This is a genomic window from Novosphingobium malaysiense (genome assembly GCF_000802225.1).
Lineage (GTDB): Bacteria > Pseudomonadota > Alphaproteobacteria > Sphingomonadales > Sphingomonadaceae > Novosphingobium > Novosphingobium malaysiense.
On sequence record NZ_JTDI01000001.1, the window covers coordinates 683582 to 701901 of the forward strand.

The 18320-nt window shown below is 64.3% G+C and carries 17 protein-coding genes; 4 read left to right on the forward strand and 13 right to left on the reverse strand.

Going from position 1 to position 18320, the window contains the following annotated elements; genetic code table 11:
- Nucleotides 1–2 precede the first annotated feature (2 nt).
- Together LK12_RS02960 and LK12_RS02965 are read right to left on the reverse strand one after the other, a co-directional pair.
- A complete protein-coding gene (locus LK12_RS02960) occupies nucleotides 3–2468 on the reverse strand; it encodes a TonB-dependent siderophore receptor (protein WP_039279116.1) in 2466 nt (821 codons plus the stop codon).
- A gap of 197 nt (nucleotides 2469–2665) precedes the next feature.
- Nucleotides 2666–4240, reverse strand: a complete 1575-nt coding sequence (locus LK12_RS02965) for an adenosine deaminase family protein (RefSeq protein WP_052223115.1) — start codon at nucleotides 4238–4240, stop codon at nucleotides 2666–2668.
- Nucleotides 4241–4483: 243 nt separating this feature from the next.
- Here LK12_RS02965 and LK12_RS02970 point away from each other — a divergent pair, with 243 nt between their 5' ends.
- From LK12_RS02970 to LK12_RS02985, 4 genes are all read left to right on the forward strand, one after another.
- Nucleotides 4484–5425, forward strand: coding sequence for a LysR family transcriptional regulator (locus tag LK12_RS02970; protein WP_039279120.1), 942 nt, complete (start codon nucleotides 4484–4486; stop codon nucleotides 5423–5425).
- Nucleotides 5426–5511: 86 nt separating this feature from the next.
- Complete coding sequence (locus LK12_RS02975; protein ID WP_039279124.1) at nucleotides 5512–6045, forward strand: phosphoribosyltransferase; 534 nt, start codon at nucleotides 5512–5514, stop codon at nucleotides 6043–6045.
- A gap of 34 nt (nucleotides 6046–6079) precedes the next feature.
- Complete coding sequence (locus LK12_RS02980) at nucleotides 6080–6658, forward strand: LOG family protein (protein WP_039279127.1); 579 nt, start codon at nucleotides 6080–6082, stop codon at nucleotides 6656–6658.
- On the forward strand, nucleotides 6655–7014 hold the full coding sequence (locus LK12_RS02985; RefSeq protein ID WP_039279130.1) for a nuclear transport factor 2 family protein: 360 nt from the start codon (nucleotides 6655–6657) through the stop codon (nucleotides 7012–7014). The genes LK12_RS02980 and LK12_RS02985 overlap by 4 nt, the downstream gene beginning before the upstream one ends.
- A 4-nt stretch (nucleotides 7015–7018) precedes the next feature.
- On the opposite strand, the gene LK12_RS02990 is transcribed toward LK12_RS02985, so the two are convergent.
- From LK12_RS02990 to puuE, 11 genes are read right to left on the reverse strand one after another with little or no spacing between them, the layout of a single operon-like run.
- Complete coding sequence (locus LK12_RS02990; RefSeq protein ID WP_039279133.1) at nucleotides 7019–8110, reverse strand: nucleoside hydrolase; 1092 nt, start codon at nucleotides 8108–8110, stop codon at nucleotides 7019–7021.
- Between the two features lie 26 nt (nucleotides 8111–8136).
- Nucleotides 8137–9153, reverse strand: a complete 1017-nt coding sequence (locus LK12_RS02995) for an adenosine deaminase (protein WP_039279137.1) — start codon at nucleotides 9151–9153, stop codon at nucleotides 8137–8139.
- On the reverse strand, nucleotides 9150–10436 hold the full coding sequence (gene guaD, locus LK12_RS03000; RefSeq protein ID WP_039279140.1) for a guanine deaminase: 1287 nt from the start codon (nucleotides 10434–10436) through the stop codon (nucleotides 9150–9152). The genes LK12_RS02995 and guaD overlap by 4 nt, the downstream gene beginning before the upstream one ends.
- The gene (gene xdhC, locus LK12_RS03005) at nucleotides 10436–11353 is read right to left on the reverse strand and encodes a xanthine dehydrogenase accessory protein XdhC (protein ID WP_039279144.1); all 918 of its coding nucleotides are present in this window, start codon (nucleotides 11351–11353) and stop codon (nucleotides 10436–10438) included. The genes guaD and xdhC overlap by 1 nt, the downstream gene beginning before the upstream one ends.
- Nucleotides 11350–13659, reverse strand: a complete 2310-nt coding sequence (gene xdhB, locus LK12_RS03010; RefSeq protein ID WP_039279149.1) for a xanthine dehydrogenase molybdopterin binding subunit — start codon at nucleotides 13657–13659, stop codon at nucleotides 11350–11352. The genes xdhC and xdhB overlap by 4 nt, the downstream gene beginning before the upstream one ends.
- Nucleotides 13652–15076, reverse strand: a complete 1425-nt coding sequence (gene xdhA, locus LK12_RS03015) for a xanthine dehydrogenase small subunit (RefSeq protein WP_039279152.1) — start codon at nucleotides 15074–15076, stop codon at nucleotides 13652–13654. Before xdhA ends, xdhB begins: the two co-directional genes overlap by 8 nt.
- The gene (locus tag LK12_RS03020; RefSeq protein ID WP_269430631.1) at nucleotides 15073–16323 is read right to left on the reverse strand and encodes a urate hydroxylase PuuD; all 1251 of its coding nucleotides are present in this window, start codon (nucleotides 16321–16323) and stop codon (nucleotides 15073–15075) included. Before LK12_RS03020 ends, xdhA begins: the two co-directional genes overlap by 4 nt.
- Entirely contained in the window at nucleotides 16271–16603 is a 333-nt protein-coding gene (uraH, locus tag LK12_RS03025; RefSeq protein ID WP_039279157.1) for a hydroxyisourate hydrolase, read from the reverse strand. The genes LK12_RS03020 and uraH overlap by 53 nt, the downstream gene beginning before the upstream one ends.
- On the reverse strand, nucleotides 16600–17043 hold the full coding sequence (gene uraD, locus LK12_RS03030; protein WP_039279161.1) for a 2-oxo-4-hydroxy-4-carboxy-5-ureidoimidazoline decarboxylase: 444 nt from the start codon (nucleotides 17041–17043) through the stop codon (nucleotides 16600–16602). The genes uraH and uraD overlap by 4 nt, the downstream gene beginning before the upstream one ends.
- Nucleotides 17043–17423 (reverse strand): oxalurate catabolism protein HpxZ, encoded by a 381-nt coding sequence (gene hpxZ / locus LK12_RS03035; protein WP_039279164.1) that lies wholly within the window; start codon nucleotides 17421–17423, stop codon nucleotides 17043–17045. The genes uraD and hpxZ overlap by 1 nt, the downstream gene beginning before the upstream one ends.
- On the reverse strand, nucleotides 17420–18316 hold the full coding sequence (gene puuE, locus LK12_RS03040) for an allantoinase PuuE (protein WP_039280198.1): 897 nt from the start codon (nucleotides 18314–18316) through the stop codon (nucleotides 17420–17422). The genes hpxZ and puuE overlap by 4 nt, the downstream gene beginning before the upstream one ends.
- Nucleotides 18317–18320: the final 4 nt, after the last annotated feature.

Sequence of the window (18320 nt, forward strand, 5' to 3'; positions counted from 1 at the left end):
GGTCAGAACTTGTAGGAAATCGTGCCCTGGAAGCTGCGCGGCCTCTCGGGCAGAACGATCGTCGAGCCGAAGATTTCCGTGAAGTTCGCGCGGAAGTAGCGCTCGTTCGTGACGTTCTTGACGTTCAGGCGGAACAGCCACGGGCCGGTTTCAAACGAAGCGCCGAGATCGACAAGCGTGTAGGCAGGAAGCTTCACCGCCTGCGACTGCCCGGAATAGACCGAAGGCACATTCACGATGCTGCCCGACAAAGCGATACCGTTGTCGAAGGCATACGTCGCAGTCGCCGAGTACAGGTGGGTCGGGATACCGGCACGACGCGACGCGTTCTTGTCAGGAATGGGCACCAGACCGATCGGCTGACCACCGAGATACAGTGTCGGGTCCGAAACGTTGACCAGATCCTCGATGCCGAAGAAGCTGAACAGCGTGCCGTTTTCGATCGCGGTCAGGTTGTAGACCTTGGTGCGGGTATAGGCACCGGTCAGCAGCAGGTGATCGTTGACCGACCAGCGCACCTCGGCTTCGAGGCCCTTGGTCTTCACCGCCTGGTTCACCGTGATCGACTGGCGATTGTAGTCGGTGCGTTCCTGCTGATAGAACGAAAGAGCCGCATAGAGGCGGCTGTCGAGGAACGAGCCCTTGATACCCGCTTCCTTGAGCTTGGACGCGGACATGAAGGTGCCGCTATCGATGTCCTCGGCGTAGATTTCAGCGCCCTGGCCGGCGATCACCGTGGTCTGGCGCGCAAGAGTGACATAGGGAATCAGGCCGAAGGGCAGCTTGTACGAGGCACTGGCCGTCCACGACCAGCCGCCGTCGCTGCCGCTGGCAGCCACAACGTCCGGCTGCGTCTCGTCCAGCATGGTCTCGGTAAGGTAGCGCGACTTCGCCTTGATGTGATCGTAGCGGGCACCCACCGTCAGATTCAGACCGAAGTTGAAATCGAGATCGGCAAGACCGGCAAAGGCAACGTCGGTATAGTGGCCCTTGACGTTGTTGGTGAAACCGCAGTCGGCGGCAGTGTAGCCCGGCTGGTCGCTGAACGGACATTCGAGCGCGAGCAGGCGATCGGACAGCGCATTGTAGCCGACGGTCAGGTCGACGCGATTGAAGTACTCGTAAGTGTAGTCGTCACCGTGCTTGAAGTTCGTGTAGCGGACCGACGGTGAGAGCTGGAACGAGAATTTGCCGGCCTTGTTCTCGAAATCGAGCTGCGCGACGATCTTGTCCTCGAACACCCAGGAATCGTGGAACTGCGAGAAGCCGTAGGCATTCTCGTTGTAGTTCTCGTAGCTGTCGTAAAACATCTGGTTCTTGATCGAGAACACGCCTTCGCCCTTGTAAATCAGGTCGGCGTAGAATGTGGTCGACCGGTTATCGAGACGATCGGTCTTGCCCGTTAGCGTGTCCTTGCGGCTCAGCTTCGCGGTTCCGGTATTGGTGAGGTTCAACAGCGTGTAGTCGCCGCTGTTGTAGCAGTCATCAGTGATGGAACTCGCAAACACGCCCCCGCCGCACTGGAAGCCGCCGAAGACCGACAGGCTGCCGAGCGGCGTCGAAGCCACCTCGCCTGCCGAAATCTGACCGTCGCCGTTGAAGTCCAGCGGCTGCGCGGCCCCGGTGATGTAGGTGCCGTTGTCGACCAGGTCCTGCGTCACGCGGTTCCAGCCGCCGTTCTGCTGGCCCTTGTAGTTCTGATACATGCCGCCGAATTCCAGCCGCAGGCCGGGCGCCAGGTCCGTGTCGAATGCCCCCTGCAGAACGGTCTGCTTGGTAGACATGTTGTGGTAGTAGCTGCCGGAATCCTCGATCTCGGCATAGAGGCTGTAGCCGAACTCCTGCGATCCGAGCTTGCCCGGACCGCGAATCTCGGCCTGGAGGTCGGCCTTTTCCCAGCTGCCGCCGGTGAAAGATATCTTGCCTTCGGGCTCCGAAAGGTAGGAACCACCCTTCACGCGCGCGGTCTTGGGCACGAAGTTCATGTAGCCGCCGGTCTTCGACGGGCCGTAGATCGGCGAGGCCGGACCGCGCACGATGTCGATGCGGTCGGAAGCCGCGATCGGCGTCGGATAGTTGCCGGGGTTGTCGAGGCGGCGCATGCCGCGAAAATAGGTCTCGCCCGGAGTGCCGCGAATATCGAGCGCGCCGCCGACACCGAAGAACGAGTTGGTGAACGCACCCGGCGACTGGGCGACGAGGTCGTAGATGTCGGTGATACCGAAGCGTTCGATCTGTTCCGAGCTGATCGTCGATGCCGAACGCGGCGTTTCGGTGAGCGTCTTTTCGAACCCGAATACCGAGCCGACATCAGACACCGGCAAAGCGTCGAGCGCACCCGTCACGATGATCTCGCCGTCTACCGGCTCCTCATCGTCCGCGGCATGTGCCGGAGAGGTCAACGCGGTGCAGCAGAACAGGCTGGCGGCCGCCGCGAGAAGCGGCTTGCGAATACCTTTATGCTGCATAGCAATAAACCCATGAACATTTGTAGAATTATGCTTGGCCATCGTGATTCACCCCATGTTTTCAGCGGGAACAGGACAACCCCGTTCTCTCGCCCCTCATTCGTGTTGTGATGACCTCTCCCGCATGAGCGCCATTCTTTATGCAGCGCAGCATTGCATGACTGTCATATTGGCGAAGACGTAAAGCTGGCGACCTCCTAGGACCCTTGTGATGTGCTGAAACGGTCGAGCCGCTGCTCGAACCGGTCGAAACGACTTTCCAGATCGGCCTGCAGGCGAGCTTTTTCGTTCGCTGCGAGAAACGGCTTGCAGCGGCTGCCGGACAGCGCCTCGGCGCAGGGCTGCACCGCCGCCCCCAATGCGCCCTCGCGCCACAGGCTCCTGCCGGACAGAAAGGCATATTCCAGGCTCGCGCGGGCCAGTTCCTTCAGGTCGGTGTAGCCCAGCCCGTGCTCCATGGCCGCGCGGCGGTATTCGTTGGTCATGTCCGAGCGCAGCACGCCTTCATCGTCGGTGGACAGGACCACCGGGACTCCCATGCTGCGGTAGAGGGAAAGCGGATGCTCTCCCCCCTTCACCCCGAGAATGACGGCATTGCTGGTCAGATTGACTTCCACCGCAATGCGATCGCGCGCCATGCGGGCCAGGGTTTCGGGAGCCTCGTCCTCGTAGGCGATGTCGGTGCCGTGACCGATCCGCTGCGCCCCCGAAGCGACAGCGCGAGCGATATGGTCGCGTAGATCCTGAGGGCGCACCAAGCCGAGCGTCAGTTCCCCCGCGTGCATGGAGACGTTCACGTCGGGATAGCGGGCTTCCAGAAACCGAAACATCGCCATGTGCAGGCCGTAGTCACGAAGCGCCACGGGATCGTCTTCGGGCATGACGATGTTGACCCCCACGAAGCGCGGGTCGCGGTCGGCCAGCGCAAAGCCGGCGATCAGCGATCGAAAGGCGATGGCGGGGGCCATGCTGCGCCACGCGAAAGTCAAGTAGTGTACCGCGACATCGCAGCCCGGTCTTGCCGCCTTCGTACCGCAAGAGAGATCCCCCCGGGCATCGGCCTCAATGCGGTCGACTTCGGCCATGGCCTTGTCCAGCAGTCCGCGAACCGTGCCAATCTCGCGCGCGTAGACCGCGCCCAGATCGTCCTGTTCCAGAGGCTGCTCGCCGCCGGCCATGGCGTATTCCACGAGCACCCGCGGGTTGTTCATGAGCTCGAGGTAGCTGACGTTGTTGCGCGCCGCGCTCTGGCGCGTTGCGGATAGCCAACGGCCGGGATCGAGTGGAAAGGCAGCGCCGAGCTTGTCGAAACTGGAGAAGAACTGGGTGTGCCCGGAAACGTCGTCCGCCCCGACGCCGCGCTGATAGCCGCGCGTGGAAAGGGAATCGATCAGCCTGGCATAGGCAAAGGTCTGCTCCACCGCCATCGTCGCCAGCTTGCGGTCGTCCGGGCACGGCGCGGCGACGATACGTTCGATGTTCTCGTCGGCACACATTCCCCGCGCCGCCGCTGCTTCGAGAAAGTCCTCGGCGTAGATGCTGCCACCCAGGTGATTGTGGAGGTCTCCGCCCTTGGGCATGGCCTGGAGGAACATACGCAGCTGCGCGGCATTGCCGGAAACCTGATCGAACTTGGCGGCTGCGGCCGCCTCGTTCGCCGCGTCCGCGCGCGCGCTACCGGGGACGAGCGACAGAGCGATTCCGGCCGTGCAAGCCAGCGCCAGTGCGCGCAGGCCTGCCTTTGGAAGGCGCTCTTTAAGTCTCGTCAACATTCCCCAGACCCCGCAAGCGGAAGCGCGCGTCCGGGGGTGCAAAGGCACGCAGGAACGGCGTTTCCGAGCCGAACGAGCAGCAAGCGACCGGCATCCGCTACCGGGGAGGATCGGAAAGACGGATGCCGGGCCGGCCGCACCTTTCGGTGTTGTCAAAGTGGTAGGCACTTGACTTGGTGCGAGCAAACGCAATGAATCCTACGGTGCGTTGCAAAAATTAGAGCGGGTCAGAAAGACGGGTCCATGCCGGCATTTTCGCGTTTCCTTCGTTACTTCATGGCCGTGGGGCGGCTGGGCTCGATCCGCAAGGCGGCCGACGAGCTCAATGTCTCGGCCTCGGCCATCGCCCGCCAGATCCTCAATGTCGAAGCGGAAATCGGCACGCCGCTGTTCGAACGGCTGCCCAGTGGCCTGAGACTTACTGCCGCGGGCGAAATCATGATGGGCGCCGGCAACCGGTGGGAAAAGAACATGGTCGACGTGCGCGCCCAGATCGAGGATCTGCGCGGGCTCAAACGCGGTCATGTGGAGATGGCCATCATAGACGCGCTGGCCAAGGGCCACATCCCGGCCGCGATCCGTTCCATCCAGAGCCGCTATCCCGGCATCAGCGTGGGTGTGAAGGTCCTCGAGAACGACGAAGTCCGCAAGGCGGTGGCCAGCGGGGAAGTCGATTTCGGCATCCTGTTCGAACCGCAATCCTTCCGCGACCTGTCGGTCCGCGCCTTCGTCGAAGTCGTGCTGGGCTTCGTGACGCTGCCCGACCATCCCCTCGCGCAGGAACGCGAGGCGCGTTTCTCTGCCTGCACCGGCCTTCCCGTGATCGTGCCGGCCGAACCCCTGGCGGTATGCCAGCAGGTAACCGTTCTGGAAGGCGCCATCGGCATGGAGCTGGAGCGCAAGGTCAGCTCGGACAACATCCAGATGATTACCTCGCTGGTGCTCGAAGGCGTGGGCATCGGCGTGCTGACGTCGCTCGACGTCATTACCGAGGTGAAGGCCGGACTGCTTTCCTTCACGCGCATTTCGGACACCTTGCTGCGGCCGATGACCCTGGCGCTGTGCACGAATTCGGCGCGCACGCCGTCCTATGCCGCAAGTCTCGTGCTTGGCGAGATCGAGACCGGGTTCCCCCAGCTCAGCTATCCGGCGTCCATGCATCCGCCCACGGAAAACCGGGACTGAGGCGGGCCACCGCAATTGCGCATCCCGCATCGCAGCATATAACGAGGGGATTCGCCCAACACCGTGCACGACAGGATTCGCGACTGATGAGCCAGACCGCCGAGCCCGAACTCCACTACCTGGAATATTACGAGGACTTTCTCGCCAAGGTCCGCGTCCTGTCCCGCAAGGTGCGCGATAGCGGCTGGATGCCGGAATTCGTGATCGGCGTGGGACGCGGCGGCCTGGTTCCGGCAGTGTACATTTCCCACCAGCTCGAACTGCCGATGCTGTCCATCGATCATTCCTCGAAGGTTCCCGGCTTTGCCGACGAGCTTCTCGCCAAGGTTGCCGGCATGACGGCCGAGGGCAAGCGAATGCTGTTTGTCGACGATATCAACGACAGCGGCGGTACCATCTCCTACATTCGCGACCACCTTGCCGACAGCGGCTTCAACACGGACAACCTGCGCTTTGCGGTCGTGATCAACAACCGGAGCTCCAGGGTCGAGGTCGACTTGTGGGCCGACATGATCGACCGCGCCGAGGACAAGCGCTGGTTCGTCTTCCCGTGGGAGTCGGTCGGCACCAAGGACAGCATCGTCGAAGAAGCGCTTTCGGTGCCCGAACGGCTTTCCTGAAGCGCCGCCCCCCTCTTAAGAAAGATACTCCCCCATGCGCATCTGCGTCTACCTCGGCTCCTCTCCGGGCCGAAACCCTCTCTATCGCGAAGCAGCCGAACAGTTCGGCACCCTCCTGGCAAAGCGCGGCATCGGCCTGGTCTATGGCGGCGGCGAAGTCGGCCTGATGGGCGTGATCGCCGACGCAGTATGCGCGGCAGGTGGCGAAGTGATCGGGGTCATCCCCGAAGCCCTGCGCGCCCGCGAAAAGGACCACCACGGGATCACGGAACTGCATGTCGTGAAGACGATGCACGAACGCAAGGCGATGATGGCCAAGCTGGCAGACGGCTTCGTCACCCTGCCCGGCGGTATCGGCACGTTCGAGGAAATGTTCGAGGCCTGGTGCTGGGCCCAGCTCGGCTATCATCAGAAGCCTGTTGGCCTGCTCAACGTGGGCGATTTCTACGACGGCCTCACCCAGTTCATCGACAAGATCGTCGAGGAAGGCTTCCTGCAGGAGCGCCACCGCGCGATGCTGATGATCGAACGCGAACCCGAAGCCCTGCTCGACCGCATGATGCACTACATGGCACCGGAAACCGAGCACTGGCTTGGCGAGAAGGACCTGTGACCAAAAGCCCGCGGCAGGTCGTCGAGACCTGGGTAGAGCGTTTCAACGCCGGCGACGCCGACGGTCTTGCCGCGCTCTATGCCGAGGACGCGGTCAACCATCAGATGACGCAGGACCCGGTCGAAGGCCGCGCAGCAATCCGCACCATGTTCGAGAACGAGTTCGCGGCCGCCGAGATGACCTGCCTGGTCGAAGCCATCCACGAAGCCGGCGACGTCGTCGCGCTGGAGTGGCGCGATCCGCTCGGTCTGCGCGGCTGCGGCTTCTTCACCGTGAAGGACGGTCTCATCCACTTCCAGCGTGGCTATTGGGACAAGCTGTCATTCCTGAAGATGCACGGCCTGCCCATCGAATGAAGGTCTAGCGCGGCCGCCTGGCACCCTGCGCCATCGCTTCCACCATCACGGCTTCGAGCCGCCTGGGATCGATCGCGCGAATTACATGCGCCTTCTGCTCCCCAAGGCCGGGCTGGTAATGCTCCCGCCAGCTCAGCATGTCGCCGTAACTCGCACCGAACTGGGTATCGAAATCGACGTAGAGATCTTCCTCGTTCGTCACCATCCCCGGATCGAGCACATATCCGGCGGCGATTTCGTCCCACAGCGGAAATCCGGGCTCTAGCCGGGATATGAAAGCCGCGACATCGGGCGGAGCGGCCTTGGCCATCTGCCTGAGCAGGCCGGGCGTGCGCTGCGTTGCAGTGGAAGGATCGACCGGCACCACCGTCAGCTTGCGCCAGGGACTGTGCGACACGATGCTCGCAGCCTCCGGATCGAAGCGGGCATTGAACTCGCGGCGCGGCGAATTGGCGAATTCACGGGCAAATTGGCTGGCCTGCAAATTGTCCAGAACCTGTTGCGGATTGAGGCTGCCGCCCATGTAGACCAGTTCCCCCACCAGTGAGGCGAATTGCGGATCGAGCCGCTGTGCCAGTGCCAGGTTGGTCAGCGGTCCGCAGGCCACGATGGTGATCTGCCCGGGATACTTGTGCACCATGCGAATGAGGAAGTTGGCGGCAATCTCCGGTGCCGGCTTGAGAGCCGGATTGCCATCGGGCAGGTTGACCGGATCGTCGGGCCCGTAATAGGCGGGCGTACTCTGGGCCGTGGGCTCGACCCATTGTTTCATCCAAGCCCCCTTCCACGTCAGCTTGCCGTAGAGTGCTTCCCAGCGGTCGGTGAGCGCTTCGGAATTGAGCAAGGGATACGTCGCGCCCTGCACAACCGGGACATCGGGCCGATGCGCGATTTCCAGCCCGCGCAGGACCATTGCCGTCGCCCGGTTCGCCCAGGTGTTGCCGGAGACCGTAGTGATGCCGACGACGTCCACCTCGCTGCTTTCGAGAAGCATCAGGTGCATGAGCGCGAAACCCTCGTCGTCGATTATGACCTTGCGCTTGGCATCTGCCGCGTGGGCCGTGCCCGGCGACACCGCGAGCAGGATCCACATCATGAAAAATGCTCGCACAGCCCTACGCATCAGGTGTGCGCCTCCACGTAGGCGTCGAGCTTCGCCAGATGGGCGGCAATGGCCTCCGAAGAAAGAAAGGAACCCGTGAAGCTGTTGCGCGCCAGCGTGACGATTTCCTCTATATCCAGTCCACGGGCCTCGGCCACGGCCCGAAAATTGTCGCCGATGTAGCCGCCGAAATAGGCCGGGTCGTCCGAATTCACTGTCGCCCTGAGGCCAAGGGCGAGCATGCGGTCTATCGGGTGATCGGCAAGGTCGCCGACGACGCAGAGCTTGAGATTGGAAAGCGGGCAGACCGTCAATGTCATGCCCATGTCCGCCAGCCTGTCGACCAGTACCGGGTCTTCCAGCGAGCGGTTGCCGTGATCGATGCGGTCGACGTGGAGCAGGTCCAGCGCCTGGTAGACGTATTCGGGCGGCCCTTCCTCTCCGGCGTGGGCGGTGATCTTGAGCCCCTTGGCGCGCGCTGCCTCGAAGACCTGCGCGAACTTGACCGGCGGGTGGCCGACTTCCGAACTGTCCAGCCCGACGGCTGCGATCCGGTCCAGCCAGGGTTCAGCCATTTCCAGTGTCTCGAAGGCAGCCTCTTCGCTCAGATGGCGCAGGAACGAGAGGATCAGCTTGCTGGTAATGCCGTGCCTGGCTTCCGCCCCGGCCATGCCCGAAAGCAGGCCCTCGATCACGTCGGCAAAAGGGATGCCCCGGTCCGTGTGCGTCTGCGGATCGAACATGATCTCGGCGTGCACGACGCCGTCCGCCGCAACGCGGTCGAAGTAGGCGGCGGCGAGATCGCGAAAATCCTGCTGCGTGCGCAGGACATCGGCACCGGCGTAATAGATGTCGAGGAAGTCCTGCAGGTTGGAAAAGGCATAGGCCGCGCGCACCTCCTCCACCGAAGCATAGGGAATCTCGATCCCGTTGCGCCTTGCCAATTCGAACATCAGTTCGGGCTCCAGACTGCCCTCGATGTGCAGGTGAAGCTCGGCCTTGGGCAGGCCGGTGATGAAGCTGTCGAGATCGATCATGGACTGGTCCTCTGCCAGGCGCATTCGCCCAGCACGTAAGTGCGCGCCACGGCGCGGTCGTCGCCGAGAATCTGTAGCGCGAAGAGACGTTCGGCAAGCTCGTTCGCGCGGGTGCGCCGCTCGAGCAGCGGCGTCGCGGCGCAATCGAGTACTACGAAGTCGGCCTCCTGCCCGGGTTCCAGAGCGCCCACCTTGTCGCCGATGTGAAGCAGCGACGCACTGCCGGCCGTGGCAAGGTACAGCGCCCGAAAGGGATCGAGACGCAATTCGCGCGCGAGGGCGACCTGATAGGCGAGCCCGGCGGTATGCAGCATCGAGAACGACGTGCCCGCGCCGACGTCGGTACCGAGCCCCAGCCGCACCCTGTGCCGGTCTGCCCGCCCGAAATCGAAAAACCCGGAGCCGAGAAACAGATTGGAGCTGGGGCACACAGCGATGCCGGCGCCGCTGTCATGCAACCGTGCAAAAGCGCGATCGGACAGATGGATGCCATGCGCAAAGACGGAACGCGGCGTGACGAGGCCGAAGCGGTCGTAAGCGTCGAGGTAGTCGGCAGCCCCTGGGAAGCGCGCTTCCACCGCCGCGCATTCGTGGACATTCTCGGCAAGATGCGTGTGCAGCAGCACTTCGGGGTGCGCGGCCAGCAGCGCCCCGGCGTCGGCAAGCTGGGCATCGCTGGAAGCCAGCGCAAAGCGCGGCGTCACGGCATATCCCAGCCGCCCGCGCCCCCGCCAACGCCGGATCAGCCTTTCGGTTTCGGCGCGGCCCGAAGCCACCGTATCCTTCAACCCGTCCGGTCCCAGGTCCATCAGCACCTTGCCCGAAACGATACGCATGTTTCGTTCAAGCGCCGCCTCGAACAGGGCATCGACCGATTGTTCGTGCACCGTGGGATAGACCAGCGCGCTGGTGGTGCCATTGCGCAGCAGTTCGTCGAGGAAGAATGCCGCCACACCTTCGGCATGGGCCTTGTCGACGAAAGCCTTCTCCGCCGGGAAGATGTGCCGGTTGAGCCAGTCGAGCAACTGCTCCCCGTGCGAGGCGATGCGGTCGGTCTGCGGATAGTGGACATGTGCGTCCACGAAGCCGGGGACGACGAGGCCGGGCAGCGTTTCGATCTCCACGTCCGGGAATTGCTCTGCCAGATCGGCATGGGCCCCGCGAGCAACGACGATTCCGTCCTCGACGACGAGCAACCCGTCCGGCTCATGGCGGACAGCATCGGGCGCATCGCGCGGGTCGTACCCGACTGAGAGCAATTCGGCGCGGTAGCCCCGGATCATCACTGCCCCCTCAACCGCAAGAGCTGCGCCAACACGGCGATGGCGATCACGTCGGGCTCCTTGCCATGCACGCCGGGGACGCCAATCGGCGTGGTCAGGCGGGCCAGCGTTTCCTCACCGATCCCGTCCGCTTTCAGCCGCGAACGGAAGCGGGCGATCTTGGTGGACGAGCCGATCAGGCCGATGAATGCCACCGGATCGCGGCTCAGCGCTGCCAGCGTGAGGTGATAGTCCAGCGGATGATCGTGCGTCAGGATCAGGATCGCGGCATCGTCGGGCGCTTCTGCCACGCAACGGTCGATCTCCTCTTCCGGCACCACGGTCACCCCGTCGATCTCCGCCTGTTCGGGCCGTGTGTCGAACCATGCGAGTTGCAGCGGCAAGCCGGTCATGTGCCGGGCGATGGCTTGTCCCACATGCCCTGCCCCGAATAGGTAGACCGGACGCGGACGCTCCCCGACCGGCTCCACGAAGCGAGCACCGACGTCCGGCCGATCCCCGCGTGCGGATTGCCGGGTTGCGGTCTCGCGCTCGAACACAGCGCGGGCGATAACGCCGTCATGCAGCATCGTTTCCAGCATTCGTCCCGGCTCGGCATCGTGAAGCCAGTCCAGCGCGGCGGGATCTATATGCTCGATCAGCAGGCGCACCCTTCCGCCGCAACACTGACCCAGCAACGGCCCCAGCGGATAGTCCTGAATGCGCCATGCGCCCCTGGGATGATCGAGGATTGCGCGCGCCTGCTCGATCGCGCGGAATTCCAGCTGACCGCCACCGATGGTGCCCTGCTGCCCCTCCACCGTGACCAGCATGCGCGTGCCAGCCCCGCGCGGCGCGGACCCCTCTGTCGCGAGCACCGAGACCATCGCGCAGGGCTCCGGTCCGAGCCTTCGCAGCCATCCGACCCACTGCGTCATGACGTCCGGTGCCCTGCAATCGCCTTGAGGATGCGCTCGGGCGTCGCCGGGGCATCGAGCTGCGGCAGGTCTTCCTTGGCAGGCGCCGTGGCGGCAATCGCACGATTGAGCGCGGAGAACACCGAGATCGCCAGCATGAACGGCGGCTCGCCCACCGCCTTGGAGCGGTTGATGGTCGGCTCGACATTCTCGCCGTCCCACAAGGTGACGGTGAAGTGTTTCGCGCGGTCCGAGGCCGTCGGGATCTTGTAGGTCGCGGGCGAGTGCGTGAGCAGGCGGCCCTTGTCATCCCACACCAGTTCCTCGGTGGTGAGCCAGCCCTGCCCCTGGATGAAGCCCCCCTCGATCTGACCGACATCGATTACAGGGTTCAACGACCGGCCGACATCGTGGAGAATGTCGACCGCCAGCACCTTGTGCTCGCCGGTGAGTGTATCGATGGCCACTTCGCTCACCGCCGCGCCATAGGCGAAGTAGTAGAACGGCCGCCCGCGGTGCGCGGCCCGGTCATAGGCGATGTCGGGCGTCGCATAGTAGCCGGTGGAAGAGAGCGAAATGCGCCCGATGTGCGCCTTGCGCGCCGCCAATCGGAAGGGAACGGTCTCGGAGCCGACACGGATGCCATCGGCGGTGAAGCACACCTCGGCCTCGCCACATCCATGCGTGCGCGCGAGAAAAGCCGTCAGCCGCTGCCGGATCGTCATCGCCGCTTTGTAGGCGGCCATGCCGTTGAGGTCGGCGCCGGAACTGGCCGCCGTCGCCGAGGTGTTCGGAACCTTGTCGGTGCGAGTGGCGGTGATCCGCACTTGCGAGAAGGGAACGCCGAAAACGTCCGCCACCACCTGCGCCACTTTCACATAGACGCCCTGCCCCATCTCGGTGCCGCCGTGGTTCACCTGGATCGACCCGTCGGCATAGACATGCACCAGCGCGCCCGCCTGGTTGAGATGGGTGGTGGTGAAGCTGATCCCGAATTTCACCGGGGTGAGCGCGATCCCCTTCTTGATGACGGGATTGACCGCATTGAACGCCTCGACCTCGACGGCCCGCTCGTCATAGCGCGCCGTCTCGCGCAGCCGGGCGATCATCTGCGGCGCGATGTTGTCCGCCACCGTCATCCCATACTGGGTGACGTCCCTTCCCGGGCCGTAGAGGTTGGCAAGGCGCACTTCGAGCGGATCCTTGCCGAGCCGCGCGGCGATGTGATCGATGATCCGCTCGATCGCCAGCATGCCCTGTGGTCCGCCGAAGCCCCGGAAGGCGGTAGCCGAAACCGTGTTCGTCTTCAGACGCTCGGAGACGATCTCCACGTCGGCGAGGTAATAACAGTTGTCCGCATGGAACATTGCGCGGTCGTTGATCGCGGGCGAGAGGTCCTCGGTGGCGCCGCAATCCGATGCGAGGCGCAACGACAGGGCGAGCAGGCGCCCTTCGTCGTCATAACCGACGTCGTAAGAGACTTCGAACGGATGGCGCTTGCCGGTCATGACCATGTCGTCGTCGCGGTCGCAGCGGAACTTGGCGGGCCGTCCGGTCTTGTGAGCGACAAGCGCGGCCGCGGCGGCGAACAGCGCCGCCTGCGTTTCCTTGCCGCCGAACGCCCCGCCCATGCGCCGCACTTCCACCGTCACGTCGGCGGAGCTGAGACCGAGCATATCGGCCACGAGGTGCTGGATCTCGCTGGGGTGCTGGGTCGAGCTGAGGATATGCACCTGCCCGTCCTCGCCCGGCGTCGCGACGGCGACCTGCCCCTCGAGATAGAAGTGATCCTGCCCGCCCATCTCGAAGCGCCCCGAAAGGCGGCGCGGGCAGGATTCCATCGCCTTGGCCGCATCGCCGCGGACCATGTGCTGGGTTGTCTCGATCAGCGAGTCCGCCGCGCGGGCCTGCTCCATCGACAGCAGTGCAGGGAGCGGTTCGTACTCGACCCTGCCGAGCCTTGCGGCCTTGCGCGCGGCCCGCTGGCTGGTGGCGGCCACGAGAAAGACAGGCTGGCCGTGGCAGATCACATCCCCGGTGGCGAGGAGCCTGTCGTCGTGGGCCACCGGGCTCACATCGTTGGCACCGGGAATGTCCGCCGCGGTAAAGACCGCGACCACGCCCTCTGCGGCCTTCACCTCCGACAGGTCCATCGAGACGATCCGCGCACGGGCCTCGCTGCTCTGCCCGAAAGCGAGGTGGAGCATGCCGAGCGGCTCGGAGACGTCGTCCGTATAGCGCGCCTCGCCGGTGACGTGCATGTGTGCACTGTCGTGCGGGTGCGAGGGCTTCTCCAGCACCTTCCAGGCGGGATCGCGTTCAGCCATCGAGCGCCTCCAGGTCGAGCACCGAAATCGCCGTACCCTGTTCGCGCAGCCACAACCGGCGCAGCAGGTTGGCCGCTGCTTCAAGGCGATAGGCAGAAGAACCGCGCACGTCCGTGAGCGGAGAAAAGTCGCTTTCAAGCACCTGCGCCGCTGCTTCCATTGTCTCCTGCGTGAAGTGCTGGCCAACCAGTGCCGCCTCGCACGCTGAAGCCCGCCTGGGCGTTGCCGCCATGCCGCCGAAGGCGACGCGGGCGGAGGTAATGGTACCGGCCTCGACCGTCAGCGCTATCGCTCCGCACACGGCCGAGATGTCACTATCGAAACGCCGCGAGAGCTTGGCCATGTGGATCACCGCATCGGGATCGGGCTTCGGCACGCGAAGGGATTCGACGAATTCGCCGGGCTGGCGATCCTGCTTGCCGTAATCGAGAAAGTAGTCCTCCAGCGGCATCATCCGCCGCCCCTTGGCGCTGCGAAGAGTCAGCTCCGCGCCCATCGCGATCAGCGCCGGGGGGCCATCACCGATAGGCGAGCCGTTGGCGATGTTACCTCCGACTGTGCCGGCATTACGAACTTGCAGCCCGCCGATGCGCCGCACCAGTTCGCCGAGATCGGGATGCAGCCGCGCAAAGGGCGCGTGGGCATCGGCATAACGCACGCCAGCCCCGATGATCAGCGCATCCTCGGTTTCCCCTATGGCGGACAGGTCCGCCACATCGCCGAGGAAGATCACCGTTTCGAGCGTCTTCAGCCCCTTGGTCACCCACAGGCCGACATCGGTGGCGCCGGCGACCATGCGCGCATCGGGATGTTCAGCAAGCAGCGTCGCCAGTTCCTCGCAAGTCTTCGGTGCAAACCAGCGCCGGCCTCGCCATTCGCCCGAAGCGCTTTCCGCGCCCAGTTCCGCAAGCCGGCTCACCAGCGCCGCGTCGTCGCGCGGGAGGCTGCCGACTGTTTCGCCTGCCTCCAGGATCGGGCCATAGCCAGTGCAGCGGCACAGGTTGCCCGCGATCACGTCCGCAACGGGCAGATCGGAACCGCTCGCGCCAATGGCCCGGCCATAAAGCGACATCACGAAGCCCGGCGTGCAGAAGCCGCATTGCGAGGAGCCGTTGGCCGCCATGCAGACCTGCAGAGAGTTGGGCGCGCCCTGCTCTTTCAGGCTTTCGACCGTCAGCAGCGCCTTGCCATGGAGCATCGGCAGGAACTGGATGCAGGCGTTGACCGAGCGCCATGCCACACTGTCACCCGCCGCCTCGCCCACCAGCACGGTGCAAGCGCCGCAGTCGCCCTCGGCGCAGCCTTCCTTGGTGCCGGTGCGACGCATCTTGTAGCGCAGGTGATCGAGCACGGTTGCGGTCGGATCGACTTCGGCCAGTTCGACCACTTCGCCATCGAGAATGAAACGGACGCTCATTGCGATGCTCCCTGCGCGATCCATGCACCCAGCTTGCGGCGTTCCTCGTCGGTCATTCCAGTCGCATTCCCCAGAGGCATAGTCTGCGAATCCACTGCCACCCGCCTGATCCGGTCGGTGACCGCGTGGACGTGATCATAGCTGTCCAGTTCCACGCCCAGCGGCGGTTCGGAAAACGCTTCGTTGGTGGGGTGTTCGGCGTGACAGCCGATGCAGTGCTTGGCGAAAATCGGCTCCACATCGCTGTAGGTCAGCTTCGCGTCCGAAACTGGCTTTGCCGCCCCCGCCTTCTCCGCCGAGACATAGGTCACGCTCACCAGCGCCAGGGCCACGGCGAGCGCAATGGCGCCCCCGGTCGGTCGACCAAGGTGGCGCAAGTTAAACACATGGCGCACCGCGACGCCCGTCCCGCCCAGCAGCGCGAGCACCAGCCAGGGCCGCTCGGCGCCGTAGGTCATCGGGTAGTGGTGGCTGATCATGATGAACAGCACCGGCAGTGTCATGTAGTTGTTGTGCAGCGAGCGCTGCTTTGCCGCGAGGCCCAGCGCCGGGTTCGGCTCCTCGCCCGCCTTGAGCGCGGCAACGACCTTGCGCTGGTTGGGAATGATGACGAAGAAGACATTGCCGACCATAGCCGAGCCGACGATCGCGCCGATGTGGAGATAGGCCCCGCGCGAATTGAAGATCGCATTCAGGAATATCGCCATGCCCAGAAGGAACGCGAACCACACCGCGCCCAGCACGCGGTTGTCGCGCCCCAGCGGCGACTTGCAGGCAAGGTCATAGAACAGCCAGCCGACGATCAGCGCGCTCATACCGATGATCGTGGCATCTTCGCCCGAAAGGTTCGCCTTGGCCGGATCGACGAGGAAGTTCCGCGCGCCGACGTAATAGACCAGCACCAGCAACGAGAACCCGCTCAGCCAGGTGAAATAGGATTCCCATTTCGTCCAGTGCAGCACCTCCGGCAGCGCTTCGGGCGCGGTCTGGTACTTCTGCGAATGGTAGAAGCCGCCGCCGTGGACCGCCCAGTCCTCGCCGGTCACGCCTTCTGGCGCGGTGCCGGGCTTGGGCTTCTTCAACCGCAGGTCGAGCCCCACGAAGTGGAAGGAGCCGCCGATCCAGGCAATGCCCGCCGTCAAGTGCAGCCAACGGAGCCCGAGATTCAGCCATTCTGTCAGATCGAAGTGCAAATCAGCTGCCCCGGTACGTCGAATACGAATAGGGCGAGACCAGCAGCGGCACATGGTAGTGCCCGCCGTCGGCCATGCCGAAGTCGATCGTCACGACATCGAGAAACGGCGGCTCGGGGAGGTCCACGCCCTGCGCCCGGAAATAGTCCGCAACCATGAAGCGCAGCGCATAGCGCCCCGGCGTGAGCGGGCCGGGGACCAGATCGGGGCAGCGTCCGTCATCGTTGGTCACGCCCTGAGCGATCTCGCCATCCGGGCCGGTCAGCACGAGCGCGAGGCCGGCGGCAGGCCTGCCGTGCATGGTGTCGAGGACATGGGTCGAAAGCGTGGTCATGCGGCCATGTCCTCCAGACGCAGGCGGACGATCTCGCCGATCTGCCCGATGGCGGTGGCGATTTCGGTCTCGCGATCATTGGCGAGGCGCGCCTGCATGGCCGCGAGAATGCCGGCCTTGTCGGTCAGGCGAACGCAGATGATGAAGGGAAAGCCGAACTTCTCGCGATAGGCCGCGTTCAGCGCGTGGAACTGCTCGTATTCCTGCGGCGTGAGCCGGTCGAGTCCGGCGCTGGCCTGTTCCGATGCGCTGGCATCGGTCAGCGTCTTGTCGATCGCCGCCTTGCCCGCAAGTTCCGGGTGCGCGCGGATAAGGGCAAGCTGCTCTTCGGACGTGGCCTCGTTGACCACAGCCATGAGGTCAGCATGCCGATCGCCGCTCGATGGCCGGGCGTCGGCGCGGTCCTCCACCCAGGGGCTATGTTCGAACAGCGCCGCCATCAGTGTGTGTTCCCTTCAAGGCTGACGTGGGCGGAAACGACTTTCCAGCCATCTTCGAACTTGACCCAAGACTGCGTCTGGCGCCCGCGGCGCTCGGAGCCTTCGCGAAAGAACTCGGCATCGGCCGTGGCGAAGCAGTCACCGTAGACCGTGATCGCGACTTTACCGAGCTTGCGCTGGGGGGACCCGCCACGTCCCTTTCGGAATTCTCGGATTTCCTCGATGCCGTAGAGTACTTCGCCAGCGCCATAGCGGTTGGTCGTGGGTGCATCGTGGAACAGTGCATCCATCGCCGCGACATCGTCTGCCATCAGCGCGCGTTCATATTCGTAGAAGGCTTCGGTCACTTCGGCGTGGAGGACGGGATCGTCGATCTTCATGCCGCTGCTCCTTGGTACGGATGCACCTTCATCCAGTGGCGGGCGATATCGATGCGGCGCGCCACCCAGGCATCGCCGCTGGCCATGACGTGATCGAGGAACCGGGCCAGCCAGCGGGCACGGCCGGGCTTGCCGGCAATGCGGCCATGCAGCCCCACCGACATCATCCGACCGCCTTCCTCGCGAAGCTGGTCGAACGTGTCGCGCATGTGGCGGAAAAACTGCTCGCCCTCGGTAAAGCCGTTGAGCGCGACGATCTTCATATCATTCACGTCGAGCGTGTAGGGCACGATGAGCTGCGGCCTGCCGTACCTGGCGTCCCAGTAAGGCAGATCGTCGGCATAACTGTCCGCATCGTAGGCAAAGCCGCCTTCCTCGACGACGAGGCGCGCGGTGTTCGGCGAGGTGCGCCCCTGATACCAGCCGAGCGGGCGCGAGCCGGTGAGCTTCTCGTGCAGTGCGATGGCCTCGGCGATGTGCGCGCGTTCCACATCCTCTGGCACATACTGGTAATCGATCCAGCGCAGCCCGTGGCTGGCGATCTCCCAATCGGCCTTCAGCATCGCCTCGACCGCTTCCAGGTTCATCTCCATGGCCTTGGCGACGCCGAACACCGTCACCGGCAGCCCGCGTTCCGCAAACAGACGATGCAGGCGCCAGAACCCGGCACGGCTGCCGTATTCGTAGAGGCTCTCCATCGCCATGGCCCGGTCGGGATGGCTGGCTGCGCCCACCATTTCGGACAGGAACGCCTCGGAGCCCTTGTCACCGTTGAGGACAGAGTTTTCCGCGCCTTCTTCGTAGTTGATGACGAATTGGACCGCGACGCGCGCGCCGTTCGGCCACTGCGGGTCGGGTGGATGCGCCCCATAGCCGACAAGATCGCGGGGGATCATG